This window comes from Bradyrhizobium jicamae (genome assembly GCF_018130695.1).
Lineage (GTDB): Bacteria > Pseudomonadota > Alphaproteobacteria > Rhizobiales > Xanthobacteraceae > Bradyrhizobium > Bradyrhizobium jicamae_B.
In genome coordinates, this window is record NZ_JAFCJX010000018.1 from 162,335 (window position 1) to 184,981 (window position 22,647).

At 65.2% G+C, this 22,647-nt stretch carries 25 protein-coding genes; 11 read left to right on the forward strand and 14 right to left on the reverse strand.

Annotated features, from left to right (window positions below):
* Positions 1–20 precede the first annotated feature (20 nt).
* Together JQ604_RS25590 and JQ604_RS25595 are read left to right on the forward strand one after the other, a co-directional pair.
* Positions 21–1,685, forward strand: a complete 1,665-nt coding sequence (locus tag JQ604_RS25590; protein ID WP_212363306.1) for an L-lactate permease — start codon at positions 21–23, stop codon at positions 1,683–1,685.
* A 185-nt stretch (positions 1,686–1,870) separates the two neighbouring features.
* Positions 1,871–2,254, forward strand: coding sequence for an META domain-containing protein (locus JQ604_RS25595; RefSeq protein WP_249158633.1), 384 nt, complete (start codon positions 1,871–1,873; stop codon positions 2,252–2,254).
* A 24-nt stretch (positions 2,255–2,278) separates the two neighbouring features.
* Here JQ604_RS25595 and JQ604_RS25600 read toward each other — a convergent pair whose 3' ends face one another.
* The gene (locus JQ604_RS25600) at positions 2,279–2,950 is read right to left on the reverse strand and encodes a hypothetical protein (RefSeq protein WP_212363308.1); all 672 of its coding nucleotides are present in this window, start codon (positions 2,948–2,950) and stop codon (positions 2,279–2,281) included.
* Positions 2,951–3,062: 112 nt separating this feature from the next.
* Here JQ604_RS25600 and JQ604_RS25605 point away from each other — a divergent pair, with 112 nt between their 5' ends.
* On the forward strand, positions 3,063–3,527 hold the full coding sequence (locus JQ604_RS25605) for a GNAT family N-acetyltransferase (RefSeq protein ID WP_212363309.1): 465 nt from the start codon (positions 3,063–3,065) through the stop codon (positions 3,525–3,527).
* Between the two features lie 104 nt (positions 3,528–3,631).
* Entirely contained in the window at positions 3,632–4,102 is a 471-nt protein-coding gene (locus JQ604_RS25610; protein ID WP_212363310.1) for a PaaI family thioesterase, read from the forward strand.
* Between the two features lie 18 nt (positions 4,103–4,120).
* On the opposite strand, the gene JQ604_RS25615 is transcribed toward JQ604_RS25610, so the two are convergent.
* Together JQ604_RS25615 and JQ604_RS25620 are read right to left on the reverse strand one after the other, a co-directional pair.
* A complete protein-coding gene (locus JQ604_RS25615; RefSeq protein WP_212363311.1) occupies positions 4,121–5,317 on the reverse strand; it encodes a hypothetical protein in 1,197 nt (398 codons plus the stop codon).
* Positions 5,318–5,426: 109 nt separating this feature from the next.
* A complete protein-coding gene (locus JQ604_RS25620) occupies positions 5,427–5,897 on the reverse strand; it encodes a MarR family winged helix-turn-helix transcriptional regulator (RefSeq protein WP_212363312.1) in 471 nt (156 codons plus the stop codon).
* Positions 5,898–5,994: 97 nt separating this feature from the next.
* Here JQ604_RS25620 and JQ604_RS25625 point away from each other — a divergent pair, with 97 nt between their 5' ends.
* Positions 5,995–6,363: an antibiotic biosynthesis monooxygenase family protein gene (locus JQ604_RS25625; protein ID WP_212363313.1), complete on the forward strand. Its 369-nt coding sequence runs from the start codon at positions 5,995–5,997 to the stop codon at positions 6,361–6,363.
* A 30-nt stretch (positions 6,364–6,393) separates the two neighbouring features.
* Here JQ604_RS25625 and JQ604_RS25630 read toward each other — a convergent pair whose 3' ends face one another.
* Entirely contained in the window at positions 6,394–7,242 is an 849-nt protein-coding gene (locus tag JQ604_RS25630) for an oxidoreductase (protein WP_212363314.1), read from the reverse strand.
* Positions 7,243–7,409: 167 nt separating this feature from the next.
* Here JQ604_RS25630 and JQ604_RS25635 point away from each other — a divergent pair, with 167 nt between their 5' ends.
* Positions 7,410–8,270 carry a helix-turn-helix transcriptional regulator gene (locus tag JQ604_RS25635; RefSeq protein ID WP_212363315.1) on the forward strand — a complete coding sequence of 287 codons (861 nt, stop codon included), beginning with the start codon at positions 7,410–7,412 and terminating at the stop codon, positions 8,268–8,270.
* A gap of 99 nt (positions 8,271–8,369) precedes the next feature.
* On the opposite strand, the gene groL is transcribed toward JQ604_RS25635, so the two are convergent.
* Together groL and JQ604_RS25645 are read right to left on the reverse strand one after the other, a co-directional pair.
* Positions 8,370–10,016, reverse strand: a complete 1,647-nt coding sequence (gene groL, locus JQ604_RS25640; protein WP_212363316.1) for a chaperonin GroEL — start codon at positions 10,014–10,016, stop codon at positions 8,370–8,372.
* A gap of 133 nt (positions 10,017–10,149) precedes the next feature.
* Complete coding sequence (locus JQ604_RS25645) at positions 10,150–10,446, reverse strand: co-chaperone GroES (RefSeq protein WP_212363317.1); 297 nt, start codon at positions 10,444–10,446, stop codon at positions 10,150–10,152.
* Positions 10,447–10,851: 405 nt separating this feature from the next.
* On the opposite strand from JQ604_RS25645, the gene JQ604_RS25650 reads away from it, so the two are divergent.
* Positions 10,852–11,370 carry a hypothetical protein gene (locus JQ604_RS25650; RefSeq protein WP_212363318.1) on the forward strand — a complete coding sequence of 173 codons (519 nt, stop codon included), beginning with the start codon at positions 10,852–10,854 and terminating at the stop codon, positions 11,368–11,370.
* Between the two features lie 323 nt (positions 11,371–11,693).
* Positions 11,694–11,990, forward strand: a complete 297-nt coding sequence (locus JQ604_RS25655) for a hypothetical protein (RefSeq protein ID WP_249158634.1) — start codon at positions 11,694–11,696, stop codon at positions 11,988–11,990.
* 62 nt (positions 11,991–12,052) lie between these two features.
* On the opposite strand, the gene JQ604_RS25660 is transcribed toward JQ604_RS25655, so the two are convergent.
* Positions 12,053–12,829 (reverse strand): protein phosphatase CheZ, encoded by a 777-nt coding sequence (locus JQ604_RS25660; RefSeq protein ID WP_212363319.1) that lies wholly within the window; start codon positions 12,827–12,829, stop codon positions 12,053–12,055.
* Positions 12,830–13,142: 313 nt separating this feature from the next.
* Between JQ604_RS25660 and JQ604_RS25665 the strand changes: the two genes are divergently transcribed.
* Positions 13,143–13,937, forward strand: a complete 795-nt coding sequence (locus tag JQ604_RS25665; RefSeq protein WP_212363320.1) for a L,D-transpeptidase — start codon at positions 13,143–13,145, stop codon at positions 13,935–13,937.
* 61 nt (positions 13,938–13,998) lie between these two features.
* On the opposite strand, the gene JQ604_RS25670 is transcribed toward JQ604_RS25665, so the two are convergent.
* The 7 genes from JQ604_RS25670 to JQ604_RS25700 form a co-directional block, all read right to left on the reverse strand.
* Positions 13,999–14,847, reverse strand: a complete 849-nt coding sequence (locus tag JQ604_RS25670) for a DUF2076 domain-containing protein (protein ID WP_212363322.1) — start codon at positions 14,845–14,847, stop codon at positions 13,999–14,001.
* 130 nt (positions 14,848–14,977) lie between these two features.
* The gene (locus JQ604_RS25675) at positions 14,978–15,811 is read right to left on the reverse strand and encodes a ChbG/HpnK family deacetylase (RefSeq protein WP_212363324.1); all 834 of its coding nucleotides are present in this window, start codon (positions 15,809–15,811) and stop codon (positions 14,978–14,980) included.
* Positions 15,808–16,851, reverse strand: a complete 1,044-nt coding sequence (locus JQ604_RS25680; RefSeq protein ID WP_212363326.1) for a glycosyltransferase family 2 protein — start codon at positions 16,849–16,851, stop codon at positions 15,808–15,810. The genes JQ604_RS25675 and JQ604_RS25680 overlap by 4 nt, the downstream gene beginning before the upstream one ends.
* An 87-nt stretch (positions 16,852–16,938) precedes the next feature.
* Positions 16,939–17,916, reverse strand: coding sequence for an ATP phosphoribosyltransferase (hisG, locus tag JQ604_RS25685; protein ID WP_212363328.1), 978 nt, complete (start codon positions 17,914–17,916; stop codon positions 16,939–16,941).
* Complete coding sequence (locus JQ604_RS25690; protein WP_212363330.1) at positions 17,913–19,073, reverse strand: ATP phosphoribosyltransferase regulatory subunit; 1,161 nt, start codon at positions 19,071–19,073, stop codon at positions 17,913–17,915. The genes hisG and JQ604_RS25690 overlap by 4 nt, the downstream gene beginning before the upstream one ends.
* Before the next feature lie 167 nt (positions 19,074–19,240).
* A complete protein-coding gene (locus JQ604_RS25695; RefSeq protein WP_212363332.1) occupies positions 19,241–19,456 on the reverse strand; it encodes a hypothetical protein in 216 nt (71 codons plus the stop codon).
* Between the two features lie 9 nt (positions 19,457–19,465).
* Positions 19,466–20,212, reverse strand: a complete 747-nt coding sequence (locus JQ604_RS25700; RefSeq protein WP_212363334.1) for a 16S rRNA (uracil(1498)-N(3))-methyltransferase — start codon at positions 20,210–20,212, stop codon at positions 19,466–19,468.
* Between the two features lie 206 nt (positions 20,213–20,418).
* Between JQ604_RS25700 and JQ604_RS25705 the strand changes: the two genes are divergently transcribed.
* Positions 20,419–21,084, forward strand: coding sequence for a hypothetical protein (locus JQ604_RS25705; protein WP_212363335.1), 666 nt, complete (start codon positions 20,419–20,421; stop codon positions 21,082–21,084).
* A 115-nt stretch (positions 21,085–21,199) separates the two neighbouring features.
* Positions 21,200–22,126, forward strand: coding sequence for a 4-hydroxybenzoate octaprenyltransferase (gene ubiA / locus JQ604_RS25710; RefSeq protein ID WP_212363336.1), 927 nt, complete (start codon positions 21,200–21,202; stop codon positions 22,124–22,126).
* Positions 22,127–22,647 lie beyond the last annotated feature (521 nt).

Consider the following 22,647-nt stretch of genomic DNA (forward strand, 5'->3'; position numbering starts at 1 on the left):
GCGTGGGGAGGAACAAAAAAATGTGGAATCAAATCTACAATCCGTTGGGCAATGCGGCGCTGTCGACGATCGCAGCCGCCATTCCCGTGGTCACGCTGCTGGTGCTGATCGCCAGCGGCAAGGTGAAGGCGCATATCGCCGCGATCATCGCCGTGATCGTCACCAACCTGATCACGATCTTCATCTTCACGATGCCGGCCAACATGTCGATCCGCGCCACGCTGCTCGGCGTCGTCACCGGCTTCTTCCCGATCGGCTGGATCGTGCTGAACGTCATCTTCCTCTACCAGGTCACGGTCGCGACCGGGCGCTTCGAGCTGCTCAAGCGCGCGGTCGGCGGCGTCACCGAGGACCGGCGATTGCAGCTGCTGCTGATCGCATTCTCGTTCGGCGCGTTTTTCGAGGGCGCCTCCGGCTTCGGCACGCCGGTCGCGATCACCGGTGCGGTCCTGATCGGCCTCGGCTTCTCGCCGCTCGCGGCCTCAGGCCTGTCGCTGATCGCCAACACCGCACCCGTCGCCTACGGCGCGCTGGGCACCCCGATCCAGGGTCTGGCGTCCGTGACCGGGCTCGACCCCTACATCCTCGGTGCGATGGTCGGCCGGCAATTGCCGGTGTTCTCGCTGATCGTGCCGTTCTGGGTGGTGTGGGCGTTCGCGGGCTGGCGCGGCATGAAGGAGGTTTGGCCGGCGATCCTGGTCACCGGCATCTCGTTTGCGGTCCCGCAATTCGTGATCTCGAACTACATCAATCCCTGGATCGTCGACATCGGGGCCTCGCTGATCTCGATGGGCGCGCTGATCCTGTTCCTGAAGGTCTGGCAGCCGAAAGTGCTCTGGACCTCGCCGGCGCTGCGCAGCCGCGACGATTCGGCGGCGACCATGACGGCGGCCAAGCCGCTCGACAAGACGCCGCTGACCCAGGGCGAAATGTGGAGCGCGCTGTTGCCGTGGATCATCGTCTGCATCCTGATGCTGATCTGGGGCAACGGCGCCTTCAAGACCTGGGCGAACGCGAACTTCGTCTGGAACTATCCGGTGCCCGAGCTCGACAAGATGATCGCCAAGGTGCCGCCGGTGGCGGCCAAGCCGACGCCGGAAGGCGCCGTGTTCGGCTTCACCTACCTGTCGTTCACCGGCACCGGCATGCTGATCGCGGCGATCATCTCCGGCTTCCTGATGGGCTTCGGCCCGGGCAAGCTGATCGCCGAATACGGCCGCACCATCCGCCTTTGCGCGGTGTCGCTGATCACGATCTCGGCGATGCTGGCGATCGGCACGCTGACGCGGCTGTCCGGCGTCGACGCCACGCTCGGTCTCGCCTTTGCCGCGACCGGCGTGCTGTATCCCTTCTTCGGCACGCTGCTCGGCTGGCTGGGCGTCGCGCTGACCGGATCGGATACGGCGTCCAACGTGCTGTTCGGCAATCTGCAGAAGATCACGTCGGAACAGTTGGGCCTGTCGCCGATCCTGATGGGTGCTGCCAACTCCTCCGGCGGCGTGATGGGCAAGATGATCGACGCGCAATCGATCGTGGTCGCCTCCACCGCGACCAACTGGTACGGCCATGAAAGCTCGATCCTGCGCTACGTCTTCCTGCACTCGATCGTGCTGGCCTGTCTGGTCGGCGTGCTGGTGACGCTGCAGGCCTATGTCTATCCGTTCACGCTGATGGTCATCAAATAACGCCGGCCATCGAGGAACGAACTCCAAACCCCGCGGGCGCTGCTCGCGGGGTTCTGCTTTTTCAAGGCCTTTTTCTGCCGCCGCCGATCTGGCCAATCGCGCTCGCATCCCATACAAGGCGCGCGTTCGACGTCGACACATTGCGAGGGTGCATGATTTCAGCCGGACGGGTTTGGGGATGCGGCATGGCCGCGATGGCGATGATTGCCGCAAGCGTGGCGTCGATCCCGGCGCAGGCCCAGGAGGAATTTCCATTCGGCTTTCCGATGACGCTGGATGCCGCGCGCATGCCGGGCTCCAAGCGCATCCCCTCGCTCGACATCGGCGACAATGGCGAGGTCTCGATCGAGCTGTGGTGCAACGGCGGCAAGGGCCAGTTCTCGGTCGCCGGCAACACCATCATCTTCGTCCCCGGCGCGATGGAGAACCGCAACTGCCCGCCGGACCGCAAGCAGGCCGACGACGATCTGCTGGCTGCACTCAACAGCATCGCGACCTGGAAGCGGCAGGGCGACTTCGTCACGCTGATCGGCACCAGGACGCTGCGCTTCCAGATCAACACTAACTAGAGATTTGGCGAGGGGCACCGCGCGTCACGGCGTCGCGATCAATCCGCTTGCGGTCGCGACGATCCAGCGATTGCCCCAGCGCACGATCGAGTCGACCCGACCGAGCCCGGCAACGACATCGCCGCGGGCGGCCATCCGGACGCCGTCGGGCCCTTCGAGCACGGCAGTCCCGTCGCGAACTTCGACAACCGACCATCCGGGGATGGTGCTCGGCCGCGTCTCCGGCGCCGGCGCCAGAGGTTGCGGCATCGCCAGCGCGATGCTCGGCGCATTCGCAGTCGCGGGCGCGGCAGCGAGCGCCGGCAGGCGCGGACTGGCGGAGGTTTTGGGGATGCTGCCGGTGATCGATGGCCCGGAGGCGGGGACGGCGCGGCGGGGGCCCTCGCTCTTGCTGCTCGGCCGCACCTCGGCCACGCGCGGCACGGGCGCAGCCTTCTGCACAACCTGGCTCGGCGCCGGCGTATCGGTGAATTCGTGCCAGCTCAGCGCACCGGCCCAGCCGAGCGCAAAGGTTGCCGCCAGCGCGGCAGCCCCGAGGGCTGCGATGCGCATGCGATCGCGCGCGGGCTCCTGCAGCAGGGCTGCGGCATCGTGATTGGCGTTCGAGAGGTCCCAAAGGTCCGCCGACGGCGTCGGCGCGCCGGCCGCGTCATTTGGCCAGATGCTTCCGGGAAACGTCGGCTCGCGGTCGTGCATGGCATCGCCAAGGGGTCGGACCAGGGATTCGGACAAGGCGATGATGTTCCCTTGTTCTGAATCAGCCCTTAACGTTCGGCGGCCGAACTGTGGCAAATGATGTCCGCGACGCATGCGCAAGCCTGAGATCAGCATCGCCCCCGAAGACCCGAGGCAGGCGGACGCCCGGCGGCTGATCGCCGAGTCGGATGCTCTGATGCAGGCGCTGTATCCGCCCGACAGCAATCACCTCGTCAGCGTCGATGCGCTGGCTTCCGCCGACACGGTGTTCCTGGTCGCGCGGCGTGACGGCGAGGCCGTCGGCTCGATCGCCTTCCGGATCATCACGCCCGGCCATGCCGAGATGAAGCGCATGTTCGTGCGGGCCGAGGCACGCGGAAGCGGGCTTGGCCGGCGCCTGCTCGAAGCCCTGGAGCAGGTGGCGCGCGAGCAGCGCATCGACCGCATCAGCCTGGAGACGGGAATCCGGCAGCCGGAGGCGATCGGGCTCTATCGCACGTCCGGCTATGAGGACTGCCCGCCATTCGGAGACTACCGGCCCGACCCGCTCAGCCTGTTCATGACCAAGCGCCTCTGACCCGGTGGAATCCGCGTCGGAAATCGGGTCGTCACGACAGATGCGAGCCGCTATGGCGAAGGCATGCCGTGAGACCATCCGGCAGCGCTCGAAGGAGATCCTCGATGACCGGCAAGACCTACGGCACCGTCAGCACCGAACAACGCCAGCAGATGAGCGGACTGGAGTTCGTCCAGGGTCTCGCGAGCGGCGCGCTGCCGCTCAACACGATCGCGCAAACCCTCGGCTACGACGTGGTCGAAGCCGAGAGCGGCCGCGTCGTCATCACGCTGGTGCCGAACGCGACGCATCTCAATCCGGCAGGCACCGTGCATGGTGGACTCACGGCGATCCTGCTCGACAGCTGCATGGGGCTCGCTGTGCAGTCGACGCTGGAGAAGGGCACCGCGCAGACGACGCTCGAGTTCAAGATTTCATTGATCCGCCCGATCACGCCGGAAACCGGCGAGATCAGGGCTGAGGGCAGGATTCTCAACTGCGGCCGTCGCATCGGCACGGCGGATGGACGTGTGACTGACGCGCAAGGCCGCTTGCTTGCCCACGGCACGACGACGTGCCTGATCTTCCCGGCCTAACCGCACAACGGCGAGCGATTACTTCCACACCGACTTGTCGGCATCCCAGCGCTGGCCCTTCAGCTCCTTGGCCAGCGCCTCGATCGCGCCGTTGTCGTCCTTGGGCTCACCGCCTTCCTCGTCGCCGCTGCTCTCTTCCGACAGGTTCAGCTTCGCACCCGCGCTTTCGTCAGAGGTCGAGGTCACTGGGCTCGAGACCCACAGCAGCAGGCGGTCGCTGCTGCCGGGCTTGTCGGGCGCGACCAGCGCGGTGATCTCGAGATTTTCGGTGAGGCCGAGCGCCGGATAGACCTGGCTTGGCCGCTTCAGGGTCAGCTTCAGCTTTCCGGTGTTGGCGTTCCAGGTGGCCGCCGCAGGCTTGGCGGCGAGCGTCCGGCTCAGCACGCCTGCGATCGCGGTCGCGATCTTGTCCTTGTTGATCTTGTCGCCGTCGCGCCAGTCGGCAGCGGCAATACGGATGGTGCGGTCCATCTCCACCGACCCGCTGGTCCACCCCGCAGCGACCACGCCGGGCGTCGACTTCGCCTTGGCGATCAGCGCGCTCGCACGCTCCGGATCGACGGTGAGGTTGATGGTCTGCTCGCCGGCGCGCATCGCATCGCACGACACTGCAAGGCTCGAGACGCCGACCTCGACCGGCTCACCCTTCAGGCTCTTGAGGAAATCGAGCGCGGTGTCGAGCTTGATCCGCACGCCGACGGATTCCGGCGAGACCTCGGTGAAATCCTTCGGCTGTGGCGTGATGCCGTCGTCGGTGGTCTGGTTCTCCTGGAATTCCTTCTCGCTGAGGTCGGAATTGTCCGACGAGGCGACCTCGGTCACGGCCTGACCGATGGTGATCTGGCCGCGGAATTCAAAGCTGTCGCCGCTCTGCTTGCGCGTCAGCTTGATGGTGACCGGCTGCTTGTCGGCAAGGCTCTGCGTGCTGCCCGTCAGCGTCTGGCCGTTGACCGTGAGGTTGGCGACGAAGCGGTCCTTGCGGTCGGAGGTCTTGTCGGCGGGATAGCAGACGTCGAGCACGGCCGCGGTCACGGTCTTGCCCTGCCGCGTCTCCTTCAGCACCACATCGGCATTGCCGTCCATCAGCCCGTCGATTGCGGTGAAGTAGCGTGTCTCGGGTCCGCCCGGCGTGGTCTTGCCCGGGAGTTTGGTCTGGGCGAGGGCGAGATCGGACACCGTGAGCAGACCGAACAGGCAGAGCCAAAGCGTGCGCATGTGAAATTCCCTGAAGAATCGGTTCCGTCGGCTAAGTAGCAAACCTCACTGTCATTGGCCAAAAAAGAAGGCCGCCCGGAGGCGGCCTCATCCTGATCCCGAGTTGGGCTCACGCGTCCGGTTCCTCGCTGTTTTCCAGCTTGGCCCGCAGTGCGGTCATCACCCGGCGGGCCGATTCGATGTCCTTGATCGCCAGTCCCTCCGACAGGCCATTGATCCATGGGTGCTGCAGGCGCATCGAGGCATCGAAGGTCTGATGTCCCTTGTCGGTCAGCACGACGAGCTGCGCCCGGCGGTGATGCGGGTTGATCTCGAACGTGACCAGCCCGTCCGCGTGCAGATCATTGATGATCCGCTGCACGTTTTGCCTCGCAGCGCCGAGGTCGCGCGCGAGCCAGGCGACAGGCTGGGGCCGCTCGGCAGCCACGATGGCACCGAGGATCTGCCAGCGCGCGCTGGTCAGCCCGAGCCGCGCCACCAGCCGGTCTCCCGCGGTCAGGATCAGGCCGTTGAGCCGAAACAGGTCGAGGATGAAGCCGGTCAGGGCATCGCCGGCCGGCGTCCGCTTGGCATGGGGCATTGGTCACCATCAGTTGATATTGACATCATGATGTCAAATAGCTATGTATTCATCAGTCCAGATTGACACCATAGAACCATATTGAATGGAGACTGTCATGCCCCAGATGCGTCCGATGGATCCCGCATTTCCGATCGACCGACAGATCGTGATCGACGCCGGCCCCGTCGTGCTGGTGAACGTGTTCACGCTCGACGTCGCCGACGAACCAATCTTCCTGAAAGCATGGCAGGATGATGCCGCGTTCATGAAGCAGCAGGTAGGCTTCATCTCCACCCAGCTGCATCGCGCGGTCGGCGACAGCCCGACTTATCTGAACTATGCGGTGTGGGATTCAATGGCGGACTTCCGGGCCGCGTTCACACATCCGGAGTTCAGGGCTAAGCTGTCGAGCTATCCGTCGTCAGCCGTCGCCTCGCCCCATCTGTTCCAGAAGGTCGCGGTGCCCGGCGTGTGTGTCGGTTAAACGGTCATCGGGCGTGGACGTGGATACGCGCTAGCCCTCTGGATAGTCGGCACTCTCCGTGACCGCCGCCCATGCTTCAAAGTCCCGAGCCAGAGACTTGATTTTCTCACGACCAGCGGTCAGGGCGACCTTGCCGAGCAAGAGACGCAGGGGCGGGTTGGGCGCTTCGACAGCCTGGACAATCGAGGCCGCGGCGCGCCTTGGGTCGCCAGGCTGCCTGCCGCTGCCGGCGCGAATCTGCCTTCGGCGCGCACCGGCCGTCGCCGAGTAGTCTTCAATCGTGTGGTTCGCCTCATTGGCAGAGCGGCCCGCCCAATCCGTCCGGAATCCGCTCGGCTCGACCAAAGTGACCTTGATCCCAAGTGGCGCCAGTTCGAGGGCCAAGGCTTCAGAGAGACCCTCAACGGCGAATTTCGTTGCATTGTAGTACCCGACACCCGGCGCGCCCCGTACGCCGCCCATCGAGGATAGATTGACAATGTGCCCGCGGCGCCGCCGTCGCATTCCCGGCAACACGGCGCGGGTCATGTTGGCGAGACCCCAGAAATTGATCTCGAACATGCGACGCACCTCGTCGTCGCTGCTTTCCTCGATCGCCCCGAAATAGCCAATGCCGGCATTGTTCACGAGCACATCGATACGCCCGAAGGTCCCTTCGCCGGCGCTCATGGCATCCCTGATCTGATCGGGGTCCGTGACATCCAGCGGCACCGCGAGAGCACGCCCTTCGTGATCGGACACAAGACTTTCAACCTGCACCGGGTTACGCGCCGTGACGACGGCACGGTAGCCGCGCTCAAGGACGTGCCGGGCGATCTCATGGCCGAAGCCGGTGGAGCAACCGGTAATGAACCAGACGGGCGTGTCCTCGTGCGGCATGCGCGCCTCGCGGAGATGGGATACAGTGGACTTGACCCGGTGGGATTATCCAATTGGGCGGGCGATCCTCGCTTCATTGGATCAAGGCGTCTAGAACGTCGTTCGCACGCTTGGTCTTCCGCACGCATTCCAGCAACTGGAGTGGACAGAGAAGCGAGGTGCGACCGATGCGAGCCTACGATGCTCCATTAATTTCTCGTCGGGCTCTTCGCTTCGGAGCCGTGCAGATCGAGAAGATCACGCGACATCTCAAGGGCGGCAAGCAAGCTCTGCATGTCTGTCTGCCCCAGCATCTGCTCTATTTGGAATTGACCTCCGGTGCTCGATGTGAACGGCGGATCGATGGTGCGCGCGCCAAGGTCTTCGATAGCCGGCCGGGGCTGCTGTCCTTCCGGCCGGCCGGCAGCGAGATCCGTGGCTGGACGGAGGGGGTTGGTGAACACCGCTACTGCGCCATCCATATTGACCCCGCAGGCTTCGAGGGAGACGGACGGGCGGGGGTGCTACACCGCTCCTGGCAGGCCGCCACCGCCTGCGAGGATAGAAGCGTCTGGCGCGAAGCCTTTCCGCTGCTTCGGGCGTGCGATCGGATGCCGATCTCCGAATCACCCATGGACCGGTTCTATGCAGAGGGACACGCCGTTGCGCTGCTAGCCGTCCTGGCCACGCGTTTTAGCGAACCGGCAAAGATTGTTCGCGGTGGCCTGCCACCACGTCGCTTGAACAAGCTGATGGATTACATTCAGGTGAACCTCTGCAACAAGATAAGCCTGAGAGACATGGCCTCCGTGGCTCAGTTGAGCGAGTCGCAATTCGTACGGGCGTTCCGTGCATCGACCGGCTCGACGCCGATCGCATACGTCGCCGATCTCAGACTTAGGGAGACTCGCCGCCTGCTTGTCTCGACAAATTTGTCGTTGTGCGAGATTGCTCTGCGCCTCGGATTTGCCGATCAAAGTCATTTCACCCGGCGTTTTCGTGTGGCGACTGGAATGACGCCATCTCTGTATCGACGGATGGCGGCCTGAGGAAGCCCATCTTCGTTCGGCCTCGCGCCCGCGTCCGCGATCAAAAAAGAAGGCCGCCCGGAGGCGGCCTTCGATCTCGATTGAGCGTGCGGTTTGGGCTCAGAAGCCGCCCATGCCGCCCATTCCACCCATGCCGCCGCCACCAGGCATTGCCGGAGCCGCATCCTTCGGCAACTCGGCGACCATCGCTTCGGTGGTGACCAGCAGGCCGGCCACGGAGGAGGCGTCCTGCAGGGCGGTGCGCACGACCTTGGCGGGGTCGATGATGCCCTTGTCGACCATGTCGACATAGTCCTCGGTCTGGGCGTCGAAGCCGAAGGTCTCCGACTTGTTCTCGAGGATCTTGCCGACCACGATCGAGCCCTCGACGCCGGCGTTCTCCGAGATCTGGCGAACCGGGGCTTCCAGCGCCTTCAGCACGATGTTGATGCCGGCCTGGACGTCGGCATTGTCGTTGGTGAGACGGCCGACCGCCTTCTTGGCGCGCAGCAGCGCCACGCCGCCGCCGGGCACGATGCCTTCCTGCACCGCGGCGCGGGTCGCGTTCAGCGCGTCCTCGACACGGTCCTTCTTCTCCTTGACCTCGACCTCGGTGGCGCCGCCGACCTTGATCACCGCGACACCGCCGGCGAGTTTTGCAAGCCGCTCCTGCAGCTTCTCGCGGTCGTAGTCCGAGGTGGTCTCCTCGATCTGCGCCTTGATCTGGCCGACCCTGGCCTCGATGTCCTTCTTCTTGCCGGCGCCCTTGACGATGGTCGTGTTCTCCTTGTCGATCACGACCTTGCCGGCGCGGCCCAGCATGTTGATGGTGACGCTTTCGAGCTTCATGCCGAGCTCATCGGAGATCAGCTGGCCGCCGGTCAGGATCGCGATGTCCTCCAGCATCGCCTTGCGGCGATCGCCGAAGCCCGGCGCCTTGACGGCAGCGACCTTCAGCCCGCCGCGCAGGCGGTTGACCACCAGCGTCGCCAGCGCCTCGCCCTCGACGTCCTCGGCGAGGATCAGGAGCGGACGGCCGGACTGCACCACGGCTTCCAGCACCGGCAGCATCGACTGCAGGCCCGACAGCTTCTTCTCGTGCAGGAGCACGTAGACGTCCTCGAGCTCGGCGGTCATCTTCTCGGCGTTGGTGATGAAGTAGGGCGAGAGATAGCCGCGGTCGAACTTCATGCCCTCGACGATGTCGACTTCGGTCTCGAGCGACTTGTTCTCCTCGACGGTGATGACGCCCTCATTGCCGACCTTCTGCATCGCCTGCGCGATCATCTTGCCGATCGCGGCGTCGCCGTTGGCGGAGATGGTGCCGACCTGCGCGACTTCCGAGGAGGAGGCGACGGGCTTGGCGCGCTTCTCGAGGTCCTTGATCACGGCGGCAACCGCGGTGTCGATGCCGCGCTTGAGGTCCATCGGGTTCATGCCGGCGGCCACCGACTTGGCGCCCTCGCGAACGATCGCCTGGGCCAGCACGGTCGCGGTGGTGGTGCCGTCACCGGCGGTGTCGTTGGTCTTGGAGGCGACCTCGCGCAGCATCTGCGCGCCCATGTTCTCGAACTTGTCCTCGAGCTCGATCTCCTTGGCGACGGTGACGCCGTCCTTGGTGATGCGGGGAGCACCGAAGCTCTTCTCGATGACGACGTTGCGGCCCTTGGGGCCGAGCGTCACCTTGACGGCGTTGGCGAGCACGTCGACGCCGCGCAGCATGCGGTCGCGAGCATCGCCGGAGAATTTTACGTCTTTTGCAGCCATTGAAACTTACTCCTTGCGAATGGTCCTCATCCTGAGGAGCGGGCATCGCCCGCGTCTCGAAGGATGAACTTGTGAAAGCGGGGCCCTTCGAGACGGCAGCTTCGCTGCCTCCTCAGGGTGAGGGAGGCGTGCGCTAGACCAGCACGCCCATGATGTCGGACTCCTTCATGATCAGGAGCTCCTCGCCGTCGAGCTTGACTTCGGTGCCCGACCATTTGCCGAACAGCACGCGGTCGCCGACCTTGAGGTCGATCGGGATCAGCTTGCCGGCCTCGTCACGGCCGCCCGGGCCGACGGCGACGATTTCGCCCTGCGAGGGCTTTTCCTTGGCCGTGTCCGGGATGATGATGCCGCCCTTGGTCTTCTCCTCGGCATCGATACGCTTGACCACGACGCGGTCGTGCAGCGGGCGGAATTTGGATTTAGCCATGACGTTCCCTCTTGGAGGCTTGGTTTCAGGTCCGGTTCATCGGCGCCGGCGTGGAATGCCGGTGCATTCATCGGGTGAAGGTTGCGGGAGGCGCGTGGACGCCTCTACGCCCTTAGCAATCGTGGTGCTAGAGTGCTAATTGCGGGCCGGGAAATAAGGGCTTGGCGGTGGTCCTGTCAAGCAAACGAAGCGTTTTCGAAATGGGTACCGGTTCGCTTGAACAAAAGTCTGGAGCCCGTCAGGCTCCTGACAGGTTAAGGCCTTGGTGAGGCCAATATAGGATGGTGGAGCGGAAACCAAATCGTAGTGATGACGTAATTTTCCTGGACGTCATTGCTCCGCCTTAAGTTTTACGCTTGGCTGCGGGACGGGTGTGGCCAAAGGGATATTGTCGGGGGAATGCCAATGATCAGGTCACTCAATGCGCGCATGGTCGCACGGCTCGCGGCTGTCTCGGCGCTTGCGGTTTCCCTGGGGGCGTGCGGCAGCATGAGCCTGCCGTCGTTTTCGTCGAACCCCGAGCCGGTGCCGGTGGAGCCCGGGGCAGGGCCTGAGATGCCTGCGTCAATTCGCGCCGACGAGATCGTCGGCCGCTGGGGCCTCGCCTCGTTCCAGGATCCCAAGGATCGCCCCCGGACCGAGAAGATGGCCCGCGACCAGTGCAAGCAGCCCTACATCATCGGCGCCGGCCAGTCCGGCGGCGTGGTCATGCACCTGGCCGACCAGGCCACCCCGCAGGAACTGCGGCTGAAGGGCTCGCCGAGCGGCAAGAACTATATCGGCCCCGCCGGCCCGACGCCGGGCGAGCAGGACCGCGAGATCGTCTCCTTCGACGGCCGCGTCTTGATCACCCGCTTCATCGACAAGGACGCCGCCACCCGCTACGGCAACATGGTCTACGTCCGCTGCGCGCCGAAGGCGTAGGCGCGGGAGACTATCTCTTCAGCCTATTTGCGCCGCATAACCGGTGCACCTCTCCCCTTGTGGGAGAGGTCGGATCGCATCGTCAGATGCGATCCGGGTGAGGGGTATCTCTCCACACGGCAAACCTCTCGCGCTCTGAGCATGCGGAGAGATACCCCTCATCCGGCGCTGCGCGCCACCTTCTCCCACAAGGGGAGAAGGTGCAGCATGTTTGCCGCGCTAGATCAGTACTGTAGCGGCATCTGCGGTGCACCTCTGCCTTTGCGTCCACTTTGGTTGAGAAGGGCGCAGCGATTGGGCGCGGGTCAGGCCGGAACTCCGGCTTGATCTGGGTCAAGGCCGGCCGAGCTATCTTGCCGCCCGTTGCAATCTACCGACGATCGTTTGGGTCGGTGATAGGCGGCAATCCTCCGGAGCGGACAGCCATGGCAGATACTCCCAGACTCTCGGTCGAGAAAGCGCTCGAGAAACTGCGCAAGAGCGACGCGCCGGCGCCCAAATCGCGGACCGAGCAACGCGCCGAGAAAATGGATGATCTCGACGAGGAGATCAGGCGCATGAGAGAGCAGAGACTGCGCCTGGAACGACATCAACGCAAAGGCGGTCCCGCGCCGAAATAGCGTTGGACCAAACAAAAACGCCGGCCTCGCGGCCGGCGTTTTGTATGTCGCTTGTCACCTGCTCAGTTGAACATCGCGTCGATGTCGTCCTGGCTTGCGTGGCCGACGTCGCCGTCGAGCTTGGGGCCGTTGAGCAGCTTGGCGTCGCCCTCGCGGGTGTCGACGATCGGGTGCGCGTGCGCCTTGATGGCGTCGACGCCGCCCCAGATGTTCATCATCTCGTTGATGTGCTGCTCGATGAACTTCATCGTCTGCATCACCTTGTTGATGCGCTGGCCGGTGAGGTCCTGGAAGTTGCAGGCCTCGAAGATCGAGACCACGCGCTCCTGGACTTCCTCGGCGAGCAGCCGCTGCTGGTCCGGCGTGACGTTCTTGGTCAGCGCGGTGGCGGCCTGGTCGATCGACTCGGCGGCTTCGAGGATCTGCTGGGTGGCCTGCTCGGTGCCGCCGACCACGGCGCCGAGCTCGCCGTTGACCTTGGCCATCTCGCCGCCGTCAAAGCTCTTGCCGTGCAGGGTGGCGATCTCGCGCTTGGTGCGGTTGATGGCGTCGTGGATCAGGTCGAGCTCGACCTTCAGCTTCTCGCATTGTTCGATCTGGGCGCGATAGGTTTCGAGCAGCGCGTGGGATTCGGCGATCTCGCGCGACACGGCAGTTTCCGGGCTTTCGACGCGCGGCGTTCCGCCGGCAGCCATCTGGGCGCGAATGGAACGAAGCTCGGCCATGATCTCGCGATGCATCGGACCGATGTCGCCGCCTTCGACGACCACGGGCTCCGGCATCGCCACGTCACCCATCATGGATTGCTCAACACGAAAACGCTTGCGATTGACCGACATGAATTATTCCCACCCCTTGCACTCCGCCCTGTTTTAGACACAGGCGATTTAACGTTGGGTTCACGCGGGAACATATTGCCGAGCAATGTCCGCACGTTACGGACACCATCGATTAACCATGCGCTGCGCGCGTTCACGCAAAATAAACGCTACCGGACAAATCCGCGCGCCACGGGCGACATGGTGAATCGAAACGGCGCCGCCGTTTACCAAACCGACGCGGTTTTTAATGTTTATTGACCACGTGACGGCGGCGCGAAGCTTGCGCGGCGCACACGCAAATGGTCCCGACGAAACAGTACAGAGTACGTCGATGTCTTTGAAAACCTCGCTCGCGCTGCTTGGCGGCGCCACCTTCCTGCTTGCTCCCCATCAGGCGTTCGCGATCGATGCGGTCGCGCCCGCCGAACCCAATGTGATCTATGCCAACCAGCCGGCACCGCAGCCGGTGCGCACGGCCTATGTCCAGCAGCAGCGCTCCAACATGGGCGGCGGCTTCATCGAATTCCTGTTCAGCGGCGCGCCGTCGTCGCAGGACGGCTACCAGCAGCCGACCTATCAGCAGCAGCCGGATTACTACCGCGGCCGCGCGCTGCCGCCGATGGATCCGCAAGCGATGCGCCAGCCGCAGGAGGCGATGGCGGATCCGCAGCAGCGGCCGTTCGATCCGCGCTATGAAAAGCAGATGGTCGAATACACAGGCAAGGAAGGCGCCGGCACCATCGTGGTCGATACGCCGAACAAGTTCCTCTATCTGGTGCAGGGCGACGGCAAGGCGCTGCGCTACGGCATCGGCGTCGGCCGGCCCGGCTTCACCTGGTCGGGCGTCAAGAGCATCACCGCGAAGAAGGAATGGCCGGACTGGACGCCGCCGCCGGAAATGCTGGCGCGCCGTCCCGACCTGCCGCGGCACATGGTGGGTGGACCGGAAAATCCGCTCGGCGCGCGCGCGATGTATCTCGGCTCCTCGCTCTACCGCATCCACGGCTCCAACGAGCCCTGGACCATCGGCACCAACGTCTCCTCCGGCTGCATCCGGATGCGCAACGAGGACGTCATCGACCTCTACGGCCGCGTCAATGTCGGCGCCAAGGTCGTCGTGATGTAAATCCGGTTCGGACCATCGGAATCGAAACGGCCGCTCGATGGAGCGGCCGTTTTTATTTCAGTTACGCGTAATCGCTGTCGCCGCCGCCGCCGTCACCGCCGCCATCGTCATCGAAGCCGTCGGAGTCGTGATCGTAGTCGCCGCTGTTGTCCTGGTCGTTCGAGGCCTGGTCGAACAGGCCGGCGCGCGAGCCGCTGTCGTCATTGCCGCGGCCGCCCGACGAGCCGATGTCGTTGATCCCGGCGTCGCGCGCGAGGCTGCCGCCGGACTGATCGCTCCACGGCCTGCGGTCTTCGATGCCGCCGCTACCGCCGAAGTTGGAGTCGCCGAACGCCTGGCCGTGACCGCCGCCGCCCATCATGCCGCGGATGCTCGAAAGCAGGAGCCCGCCGCCGACCACGCCGGCCGCAGCCGCAGCCGCCGTGCCGAGGAACGAGCCGCCGCCACCGCCGGGCTGCTGGCCGTAGGGCTGACCGTACTGGGGCTGGCCATATTGCTGGCCGTAGCCTTGCTGACCATAGCCCTGCGGCTGACCCTGCTGCATCACCTGGCCGGAATTCCACACCGGGCGACCGCCCATATCGGGCGCACGCACCGGCGGCACCGAGCTGTGCGACTGGCCCTGAGCGCCGCCGAAGATCGCGTCGCGCATCGAATCGAGGAAGCCGCCGGATTCCTGCTGCGGCTGTTGCTGGCCCGCCACCGCTTCGAGTTCCTGGATACGGTCATGGGCGCGCTTCAGCGCCTCGTCCTGCACCAAAGCGGTCTGCACCAGTGCATACACCGCGTTCGGCGCCGTGCGCAGGCCCTGCATGATCGCGCTCATCGCCTCGGGATCGCGCGGGGCGTTCTCGAGCTTGCCGAGCCGGTCGAAAAGATCGTCAATCAATTGGCGTTCTTGCGGTGTCATGGTCGTCTCCATCGCATCGATTTCAATCGAAGCGCCGCACATGTAGGGCTGCCTTTGTGGCGCTAGGAGTGGGGGCCCGGATTAAATTTCTGTATGCGACAAAACGACCGGGCGATTTTCTCAAGCGATTTCAGGCCAGTGTTACATTGTTCAGGGTCAGCAGCTCGGCGAAACCATCGCTTGCGAGATAGGCGTGCTCCGTCTCGCGCTGCGTCGTGAAGGGATCGAGTTCGACCAGCGTCTGGTCGACGAATCCAGGGTGGCACATCACCAGCCCGCCGTCCGGCAGGCCATCCAGGAAGTCCCGCATCAGCGCGCCGAAATCGGGCGCAGTCGAGAAATCATAGGCGCCGGCAAAGGCCGGATTGAAGCGCAGGCCCAGTTTCGCGGCCTTTTTGCGGAATTGCGCGCTGAGCAGATCGAGCACCAGCGCTTTCGGCGCCGACAGCGACAGCGATCCAGCGCGGCCGCCCTGGCGCACCCAGGCCTCGGGCGCAGCGTCCTTCACCGCGCGCAAGAATCCATCGCGCACCTGCGGGAAGAGCTGCGCATGCTGGTGGCCGTCGACGAAGTCAGGCGCGCGGCCGAACAACTCCCTGAACGCCGCGAGCTGCGCCAGCACTTCGGTATGCACCGCCTCGGCATCGAGTCGCCGCAGCAAGCCGCTGCGCAACAGCTTTGGGAATGGAAAGAACATGTCGCCGTCGAGCGGGCGGTAGAGCAGGGTCAGCGGCCGGAACGGCGCGGTCAGCGTCACATGCAGGCCGATCGCACAATGCGGATTCTTTGCGGCCGAGGCCTGCAGCGCGCTCGCCGCCTCGCGGCCGATCGCCGGCGTCACGGTCATCACCGATGTCGCGTTGAGTCGCCCGCGCTCGATCAGGTCGCGGATCGCGCGGTTGACGCCGTCGCTCAGGCCGTAATCGTCAGCGCACAGCCAGATCCGGCGCGTGACGTCATTCATTCCGCGGCGGTCCGCTCAGGCGCGGTCTCGGTGTTGTCGTCGGCACGCTTCTCGACATGCTCGGCGACGAAGTAGATCGGCCGCGCCTTCAATTCACTGAGGATCTTGCCGATATATTCGCCGACGATACCGATCATGATCAGCTGCACGCCGCCGATCGTCATCAGGCCGATCACCAGCGACGGATAACCTGGCACCTGCTTGCCCGTGGTCCATACCTCCCACAGGATCGAGAGGCCGAACAGGAAGGCGCCGATCGCGAGCAGCACGCCCAGCAGGCTGGCAAAGCGTAGCGGCGCCACCGAGAACGAGGTCAGGCCTTCGATCGACAGGCCGATCAGCCGGCCGGGGCTGAAGCTCGTCACGCCATGCGCGCGCGCCGCCGGCTCATAGTCGACGCGGATCTGCTTGAAGCCGATCCAGCTTGCCAGCCCCTTGAAGAAGCGGTTGCGCTCCGGCAACTGCCTCAGGGCTGCGGCCGCGCGCGGCGACAGCAGGCGGAAGTCGCCGGCATCCTCGGGGATCGGCTGCCGCGCGCCCCAATTGATCAGCGCGTAGAAGCCGCGCGAGGAGAGGCGGCGCAGCGCCGATTCATTGTCGCGATGCGCCTTCGCGGTATAGACCACGTCGTAGCCGTCATCGATCCAGTGCGCGACCAGCTTTTCCACCAGATCAGGCGGATGCTGGCCGTCGCCATCCATGAACAGCACGGCGCCGCGGCGGGCATGGTCGAGGCCGGCCATCAGCGCCGCCTCCTTGCCGAAATTGCGCGACAGCGACACCACCTGGACGTCGAGCGCCTCAGCGGGGAGCGTACGCGCGATCGCCAGCGTCTCGTCCTTGCTGCCGTCGTCGACATAGAGGACCTCGATTGCGAGGCCATAGCGGGCGCGCAGCGTCTTCGCCAAATTGACCAGCCGCTCGTGCAGCAGCGCCAGTCCCGCCGCCTCGTTATAGGCGGGGACGACGATCGACAGGCCCTGCGCCGCCGCGGTCCTGGCGGTTGTGGTCAGGCTGGAAACGTCAGTGCCCAGCATCATCGGTCAAGGTTCCAGAAAGTCACGCGTGTCATGACGCCTATATGGTACCGGCCGCCAGCTGTAGGCAAGATGAACGGACCCGCCGCCTCATTGTCGCAGGAACGCCGCAAGCCTGGCGAACAGCGGGTTCTCCCGGTCGAACACGTAGTCGAGCGACACCACCGACACCGTATCGGCGCCGTGCTCGCGCAGGAAGCTGCCGAGCGCGTAGAGCTTGCCGGGTGGGCAGTGCAGCGTCAGCATGCCGGACGAGGTCGGCCCGCCGAACGGCGCCACCACGCCGAAGCGGTTGTGCGCCTCGGTCAGCAGCGCGTCATTGCAGCCGGCAAAGCGGGTGCGGACCTCGCGATATTTGCTGGCGCGGGCGCGGGCTGCGATGTGGTCGAGGATGATGCGCGCAGTCTCGCGCGCTCCGTTCGACCAGTCGGCATCCTTTGACGCGACCAAATTGGCCTGGCTGCGCAGGATCACGCCGTCGTCGAGCACCTTCAGCCCGTTGGCGGTAAGTGTCGCGCCCGTCGTCGTGATGTCGACGATCAATTCCGCGGTGCCGGCCGCCGGCGCGCCTTCGGTGGCGCCTGCGCTTTCGACGATGCGGTAGTCGTTGACACCATGGCTCGCGAAGAAGCTCCGCGTCAGGTTGATGTATTTGGTCGCGACCCGCATGCGGTGATTGTGCTGCTCGCGGAAGCCCGACGCGACGTCGTCGAGGTCGGCCATGGTGCGGACGTCGATCCAGGCCTGGGGGACAGCGACCACGACATTGGCGCTGCCGAAGCCGAGGCTGTCGATCAGCAGCACCCGCTTGTCGGCATCCGGAATGCTCTCGCGCACCAGGTCCTCGCCGGTGACGCCGAGATGCACCGCGCCGCGCGCGAGGTTCGCCGCGATTTCGCTCGCCGAGAGATAGGCGATCTCGACATTGTCGAGGCCGGCGATGGTGCCGCGATAGTCGCGCGCGCCGCCGGGCTTCGACAGCGTCAACCCAGCGCGGGCGAAGAACGCTTCCGCATTCTCCTGCAGGCGGCCCTTGGAAGGGACGGCGACGACGAAGGGCGTGCTCATGCCGCACCTCCGTTCACGGACTTGCCAAGTTTTGTCAGTGTCTCGATCCAGACGGAGAAGCCGACGGCCGGAATAGGATTCGCGGCACCGAGCTGGGTCATCAGATTGTCGTAGCGGCCGCCGGCAACCAGCGGCTCGCTGCCATTGCCCCTGGCGTGCAGTTCGAATTCGAAGCCGGTGTAATAATCGAGCCCGCGGCCGAACGAGGTCGAGAACCGCGCCTGATGCGTATCGATGCCGCGCGTGGCCATGAAGCCGACCCGGCTCTCGAACTGGTCGATCGCCGCGGTGAGATCGAGTTTGGCGTCTTCCGCCAGCGCACGCAGCTGCGCCACCGCATCGTCAGGATCGCCCGCGATCGAGAGGAAGCGCTTGATGATATCGACGGCGTCGCGCGGCAGCGCGCCGGCCTTCAGCGTCGACTGCTCGAGGAAGCGGTCGGCAATCTCCGCGACCGTGCGGCCGCCGACATTGGTGGTGCCGGCAATCGACATCAGGTCGGTGACCAGCGCCAGCGCCGCGTTGCGATCGGAGCCGGCGAGGGCTGCGAGCACGCCCTCATATTCGTTGCGGCCGGGCGCGGTTGCCAAGGTTAGCCGCTCGATGTCGGCGGTCAGCGAGACCTTGCGGTTGAAGTCCTTGATCAGCCGGCGCCGCCACACCGGATAGAGCTCGAGCGCGTCGATCAGCGCGTGGAACAGGCCGACATCGCCGGTGCGGATCTCGACGTCTCTGACCCCGAATGCGCTCGCCGCTTCCAGCGCCAGCGCCAGCATCTCGGCATCCGCCGCAGCGCGGTCCTGCCGCCCGAACGATTCGATGCCGGCCTGCAGGAACTCGCTGCCCGCGCCACCGCGATAGCGGAACACCGGCCCGAGATAGCTGAAGCCCGCCGGCTGGCCGGACCGCGGCGAGGCGAGGTAGTCGCGCGCCACCGGGATGGTCAGATCCGGCCGCAGGCACAGCTCCTCGCCGCTGGCGTCGGTCGTCAGATACAGGCTCTTGCGGATGTCCTCGCCGGAGAGGTCGAGGAACGGCTCGGCCGGCTGCAGGATCGCGGGCTCGGCGCGGTCATAACCGGCCTGCGCGAACGACAGCAGCAGCGCATCCGCCCAGGAGGCGGATCCGTTCGCGCTGATAGCAGCAGGTCCAGTCATATCTCAAACGTCCGATTCGCCCCGAAATCGGGTTCCAAGGCGGTTGTTCCAGGGTGTGGCGCAGCCCTTAGCACGGCCGATCCGCCGTTACGACAGGGATTGGCCATGTGGCTTAATGATTGGGTTCGTTAACGATTTTGCGCACGCCTGGCTAGCCTGACAGGCGACTATTCCCAGACGGCGCGCCCTGTTCCGAAACCCGGGTGCCGGGCTTTGAATTCGGCCATGAAGGAGAGGCGTGCCTTGTGCAGGGCGTCTCTCGCTTCCTTCGAGTATTCCAACTCTTCGGCCAGCGCCTCTAGGTCGTAGAGGCTGAGCATGAACTCCTGATACTGCTCGGCAGGATTGATCAGAATCCCATACTCGTCCCGTTCACCGGTCATCCCTATCCCCTAGCTCCGCCAATCCCCCAACGCCGCCTGCACCAGCGCCAGTGCCGCCACGGCGGCCGTGTCGGCGCGCAAAATCCGCGGGCCGAGCGACAGCCTCAGGATATTTGGCTGGCGCAGCAGCAGCGCTCGTTCCTCGTCGGCGAACCCGCCCTCGGGGCCGATCAGCACGTCGATCCCCGACGCCGCCGCCTGCGCCGCCTGCAGCGCCTGCACCGGGCTCGCGACGTCGCTGGCCTCGTCGCAAAACACCAGCAGCCGCGCAGCATTGCGCTGGGCGAGGTAGCGCTCGAGCGGGACGGGATCGGCGACCTCGGCGAGCGCAATGATGCCGCACTGCTCGGCGGCCTCGATCACATTGGCGCGCATCCGCTCGCCGTTGACGCGCGACACCTGGGTGAAGCGCGTCAGCACCGGCTGCAGTCTTGCGGCGCCCATCTCGACCGCCTTCTGCACCATGTAATCGAGCCGTGCATGCTTCAGCGGCGCGAAGGCGTAGACGATGTCGGGCAGGTGGTCCTGCGGCCGGGTCTGCGCTGTGATGGTGAGCACGTCGGGCCGCTTGCGCCCGCCGATGTCGGCACGCCACTCGCCGTCGCGCCCGTTGAACACCAGCACCGCATCGCCCGCGCCGAGCCGCAGCACATTGCCGAGGTAATTGCTCTGGTTCCGTTCCAGCGGCACGTGAGTGCCAACGCTCAAGGCGCTGTCCACAAACAGCCTCGGGGCGCGAAAGTCGAATTCAGGCATCAAAGGTGTCCCATTCCGCGCCGTTTCTAGCCTAAAGGCTTACAATCCGGGGATAATTTAATGTGGACCGTGCGCTCCTACGCCGCGCTGTCGCCCAAATCCACGGGTTGTTAAGGCGCATCAGGAATCGTAAAACGCCCCTTGCAGTCTTGCTTCGCTTGGAAGCCGCCGGGGTTGCCTGGACCTTTGCCGGAGAACCACCCTCGATGATCCGCCGCCTGATCGTGCCGTTGACCGTCGCCGTGACCGCCCTTTGGGCCGGGCAGGCCGCCGCCCAGGGCGCATTTCCGGCGCCGCTGCCGGGGCAGCAGGCCGCGGCTCCCGCGAACGCCTCGCCGTTCCCGCCCGTGAATGGCGCCCCTTCGGCTACGGTGGGCGCACCGTCGCCGTTCCCGAGCGCGGGCGCAGCCCCGTTCGGCGGCGTGCCGTCGGGCCCTCCACAGGCTGCTGCGGGCGGCCCCCCCGATGCCTGTATGAAGAACTTCACGCCCTTGCGCGAGGATGCGGAGAAGAAGGGCAAGATGATCAAGGCGGCCAGTGACCGGCACGCCACTCCGCAGGAGGCGTGCAAGCTGATTGGCAATTACAGCGCCGCCGAACTCAAGATGATCCGCTATGTCGAGACCAATGCGGCCAAATGCGGCATCCCGCCCCAGATCGCCGATCAGCTGAAGGCCGGCCACAAGAATACGGAAAGCATGCAGCAGAAGGTCTGTAACGTCGCGCAGCAGGCGGCGCAGGCCCAGGCGCGTGCCGCGGGTCCCTCGCTCAGTGACGTGCTGGGCTCGGCGACCGCGGTGCCGGAGGCGACCCAGACCCGGAAGGGCGGCTCGACCTTCGATACGCTGAACGGCAACGTCTTGACGCGATGATAGCGTTTTCGAGCGAAGTGGACCCCGGTTCGCGTGAAGAAAACGCGTCAAAAAAAGAATCCAGCGTCCCGCTAGCCCCGTTCCGATTTAATCGGAACGGAATAGGCGCGGGACGATGAGCGACGTTTCCGCCCGCGTTGCCGACTCCACCGGCAACTGGGTCGATACGCATGCGCCGGTCTGGACGCGGCCTTATCTCCGCCTCGCGCGCTTCGACCGGCCGATCGGATCCTGGTTGCTGCTGATGCCGTGCTGGTGGTCGGCGGCGCTGGCTGCCGGCATCGCGCATGACGTCAGATCGTTGCCATCCGTGGCGATCCTGTTCTTCATCGGCGCCTTCGTGATGCGTGGCGCCGGCTGCACCTGGAACGACATCACCGACCGCGATCTCGACGCCAAAGTGGAGCGCACCCGCTCGCGGCCGATTCCGGCGGGCCAGGTCACGGTGATGCAGGCGCTGGCCTTCATGGCGCTGCTGGCGTTCGTCGGGTTGGCCGTGCTGCTGCAGTTCAACCGCTTCGCGATTCTCACCGGCATCGCCTCGCTCGTGATCGTTGCGATCTATCCCTTCATGAAGCGCATCACCTGGTGGCCGCAGGTCGTGCTCGGCCTCGCCTTCTCCTGGGGCGCGCTGATGGGCTTTGCGGTGACGCTGCAGCGGATCGATCTCACCGCGCTGATCCTCTATGCCGGCTCGATCGCCTGGGTGATCGCCTACGACACGATCTACGCCCACCAGGACGCCGAGGACGACGCGCTGATCGGCGTCAAATCCACCGCGCGGCTGTTCGGCGCGCGCACCCATCTGGCGCTCGTCATCTTCTATTCGCTCGCCGTGCTCCTGATCGGCACCGCGCTGGCGCTCGCCGGCGTGCGCTGGGCCGGCTGGATCGGGCTCGCCGCCTTCGCCGCGCATCTGGTCTGGCAAATCCGCCGCCTCGACACCAGCGATCCCGCGCTGTGCCTGCGCCTGTTCAAATCCAACCGCGATGCCGGGCTCATGCTGTTCGCAGCCCTGGTGGTGGATGCGGTGCTGCGGTGAATGTGCGCGGTGCGTAGGGCGGATTAGCGAAGCGTAATCCGCCATTCCTCGCGGCAACATCGGTCGGTGGATTACGCCTTCGGCTAATCCACCCTACAGCGCTCCCGCTGACATTAGACCGCTGATTTGCCCGACGGCGCAAGGCCGCGGCGCAAAAACAATCCTCTTTACACGAACTTCGGTTTATGCTAACAATGTGCCGTCTCACCCGACACGAGGGGCGCTCGCGAACGCCACGAACGTGGGTGCAGATGCGGTGGCCGCTGGGCGTGCGACAGGCGTGCGTGCGCAAGGCGGACGGTGAAGTCGTGTGGGCCTGCCGCCCCGATGCAGGTGGCAAGTCCGTGAGAGGCCCAAAGCCGATCGCGGATGATGGTGGCACAAACGCAGAGTCTCACCAGGGCGAGCACGTATAAGCCGTAAAGCCATCGCGCAGGGAAGGCCGGATGCCTCCGCCGAACCTGTATGCTCGTGCGCGCACTTCTTCTGTGCACATGGCGCACGGGACCGCGGGTGCGGCG